This window comes from Cellulomonas sp. PS-H5 (assembly GCF_019265565.1).
GTDB lineage: Bacteria > Actinomycetota > Actinomycetes > Actinomycetales > Cellulomonadaceae > Cellulomonas.
This window is the reverse complement of record NZ_JAHVCI010000124.1, coordinates 1-2,842: the sequence shown is the minus strand read 5'-3', so window position 1 is coordinate 2,842 and position 2,842 is coordinate 1. Positions and strand designations below refer to the sequence as shown.

Sequence of the window (2,842 nt, the reverse complement as noted above, 5' to 3'; positions counted from 1 at the left end):
TCGGCGGCGGGCCGGTCGGCGGGCGACCGGTCCGGCTGCGCGGCCCGGTCCTGCGGGCCGGCGGCGAGCGCGCCCTGCAGGACGGCGTCGAACCCGGTCGACGCCGAGCGCCCGGCGGCGCCGGCCGACGCGGCGCCGGCGGCGCGCGCCGGAGCGGCGGGAAGCGTGCTGATGGTCACGAGGCGGCCCCCCAGAGGGACGTGAGCAGGGACGAGGTCGAGGTGCCGGCGCCGGCCGAGCCGGAGCCGAGGGCGCCGAGCGCCTGGGTGAGCGAGCCGGACGCGGCGGTCGAGCCGGCGGAGCCGGTGAGCAGCGCCAGCGCGTTCTGCCCGGCGGCGGTGCTCGCGAGCGCGGACGACAGCGCGGCGGACGCCGGGGCGGCCGTCGGGGTCGCGGCGGCCTGCGGCAGGACCCGCCGGATCGTGGTCGGCTCGGCGTACACGTCGCGGATGGTCACCGACTTGCCCGGCTTCGGGGCGTCGATCATCTGCCCGTCGCCGACGTAGATGCCGATGTGCTTCCCGCCGTTGAGCACGATCAGGTCACCCGGGAGCGCCTGGTCGAGCGACGGGACTTCCTGCCCGAGGGTCGCCTGGTCGCGGGCGACCCGGGGCACCCCCGACGTGATGCCGAGGTCGGCGAGCGACCGGAGCACCAGCCCGGAGCAGTCCAGGCCGCCCTCCGCGAGCGACTCGCCGCCCCAGACGTAGGGCGTGCCGAGGTACTTCTTCGCCGCCTCGACCAGGTCCTGGCCGGTGACCGTCGTGGACAGCGCGTTCGCGGGCACGGTGCCGAGGTCCGCGCCGGCGGCGCCGGTGAGCTGCGCGAGCGCGGCGGCGAAGTCGGTGCCGGCGGTCAGGGAGCCGGAGACCGACGTCGCGGAGGACGCCGAGGACGCCGTCGCGGACGACGTCGACGCGACCGCCACCGCCGCCGGCTCCACGTACGCCCGGATCTCCGCGATGCGGGCCTGCACGGCCGCCACTCCCCCGGTCATCGGTCCCCCTCCGCGTCGGCCCCGGCGGGCACCGCGGCGCGGCGCCGGCCGGCGACCTCGTCCAGCACGACCTGCTCGGCCCGCTGCTCCTCGGCGCGGACGACGGTCTCGTGCTTCTCCTGCAGCTTCTCGAGCGTGCGCGTCTGCGTGCGCGCGGCGGACCACGCCGCGTCGGCGGCGTCGACCTCGTCCTGCGCGACGAGGACCTGGGCGCGCCGGTCGACCAGCAGCGCGGACAGCGCGAGCCGGCTGGCGACGACGGCCTGCACGCCCCGGGGGTCGGCCCCGGGCGGGAAGACGGCGGAGCCGAGCGCGGCCTCGGTCGCGGCGGCGCGCGCCACGGCGGCGTCGCGGCCGCGGGCGCTGGTCGCGCGCTGGGCGGCGGCCTGCTCCTCGGCGAGCGCCCGCAGGCGCAGCAGCCCGGCCAGGCGGAAGGCACGGCTCACGGCAGGTCCCCCATCGCGGCGACGAGCGCGGCGAGCCGCGCCCACGAGTCGGCCGACGGCGCGCGCTCGTCCATGCCCTGCCGCAGGAAGGCGTCGATGTCCGCGCCGTGGGCGACGGCGGCGTCCACCAGCGGGTTCGACCCGGCGACGTACGCGCCGACGTCGAGCAGGTCCTGGGCCTGGCGGCGCGCGGCCATCACGCGGCGGAGCCGGGTGGCGGCGGCCTTCTGGTCCGGGCCGGTCACGCGGGACGCGACGCGCGAGATCGACGCCAGCGCGTCGACGGACGGGAAGTGCCCGGCGACCGCGAGCGACCGCTCCAGCACGACGTGGCCGTCGAGGATGGACCGCGCAGCGTCGGCGATCGGCTCGTTGTGGTCGTCGCCGTCCACCAGCACGGTGTACAGGCCGGTGACCGAGCCGGTCGCGCCGGTGCCCGCGCGCTCCAGCAGCTGGGCGAGCAGCGCGAACGTGCTCGGCGGGTAGCCGCGGGTGGCCGGGGGCTCGCCGACGGACAGGCCGATCTCGCGCTGCGCCATGGCGACGCGGGTGAGGGAGTCCATCATCAGCACGACGTCGTCGCCGCGGTCGCGGAACCACTCGGCGATCCGGGTCGCGACGAACGCGGAGCGCAGCCGGACGAGCGGCGGCTCGTCGGAGGTCGCCACGACGACGACCGACCGGGCCAGGCCCTCGGGGCCGAGGTCGTCCTCGAGGAACTCGCGCACCTCGCGCCCGCGCTCGCCGACCAGGGCGATCACGGAGACCTGCGCGTCGGTGCCGCGGGCGATCATCGACAGCAGGGACGACTTGCCGACGCCGGAGCCCGCGAACAGGCCGAGGCGCTGGCCGCGGCCGGCGGTGACCAGGGTGTCGAGCACCCGCACGCCGAGGTCGAGCGGCTGGGCGACGCGGGCGCGGGCCAGCGGGTGCGGGGCGTGCCCCGTCACCTCGGCGGCCCCGACGCCCAGCAGCGGTCCCTTGCCGTCGATCGGCCGGCCGAGCCCGTCGAGCACCCGGCCGAGCAGGCCCGGGCCCACCGGCGCGGTCAGCGCGGTGCCGCGCGGGCGCACGGGCATCCCGGCGCGCAGACCGTGGGTCGGGCCGAGCGGCATCGCCTGCGCGGAGCCGCGGCCGGTCGCGACGACCTCGGCGGGCACCTCGGTGCCGTCGCCCGGGTCGATGGCCACGAGCTCGCCCACGGCCGCCCCGGTGCCCGCGACCTCGACGGTCAGGCCGACGACGCCGCGCACGGTGCCGACGCGCTCGGGCCGGGCGGCGCCGAGCGCCGCGCCCCACGCGGGGGTGCGCAGCAGCGCGGCGGCGGGCTCGGCGAGCGACGGGACGGCGGACGCCGGACCCGCGGCGGCTCCGGCGCGCGGGGTCGGCAGCACGGCGG

General features: G+C 79.0%; 3 protein-coding genes. All 3 read right to left on the bottom strand.

Features of this window, described 5'->3' with window-relative positions:
• Positions 1-175 precede the first annotated feature (175 nt).
• From J5O08_RS20505 to J5O08_RS20495, 3 genes are read right to left on the bottom strand one after another with little or no spacing between them, the layout of a single operon-like run.
• Positions 176-997, bottom strand: coding sequence for a C40 family peptidase (locus J5O08_RS20505; protein WP_218708758.1), 822 nt, complete (start codon positions 995-997; stop codon positions 176-178).
• On the bottom strand, positions 994-1,443 hold the full coding sequence (locus tag J5O08_RS20500; RefSeq protein ID WP_217617246.1) for a flagellar FliJ family protein: 450 nt from the start codon (positions 1,441-1,443) through the stop codon (positions 994-996). Before J5O08_RS20500 ends, J5O08_RS20505 begins: the two co-directional genes overlap by 4 nt.
• Positions 1,440-2,756: a FliI/YscN family ATPase gene (locus J5O08_RS20495; protein WP_218708759.1), complete on the bottom strand. Its 1,317-nt coding sequence runs from the start codon at positions 2,754-2,756 to the stop codon at positions 1,440-1,442. Before J5O08_RS20495 ends, J5O08_RS20500 begins: the two co-directional genes overlap by 4 nt.
• Between the last annotated feature and the right edge of the window lie 86 nt (positions 2,757-2,842).

Coding starts and splice junctions, on each gene's coding strand:
- J5O08_RS20505 (WP_218708758.1), bottom strand. CDS start 997: ATGACCGGGGGAGTGGCGGCCGTGCAGGCCCGCATCGCGGAGATCCGG.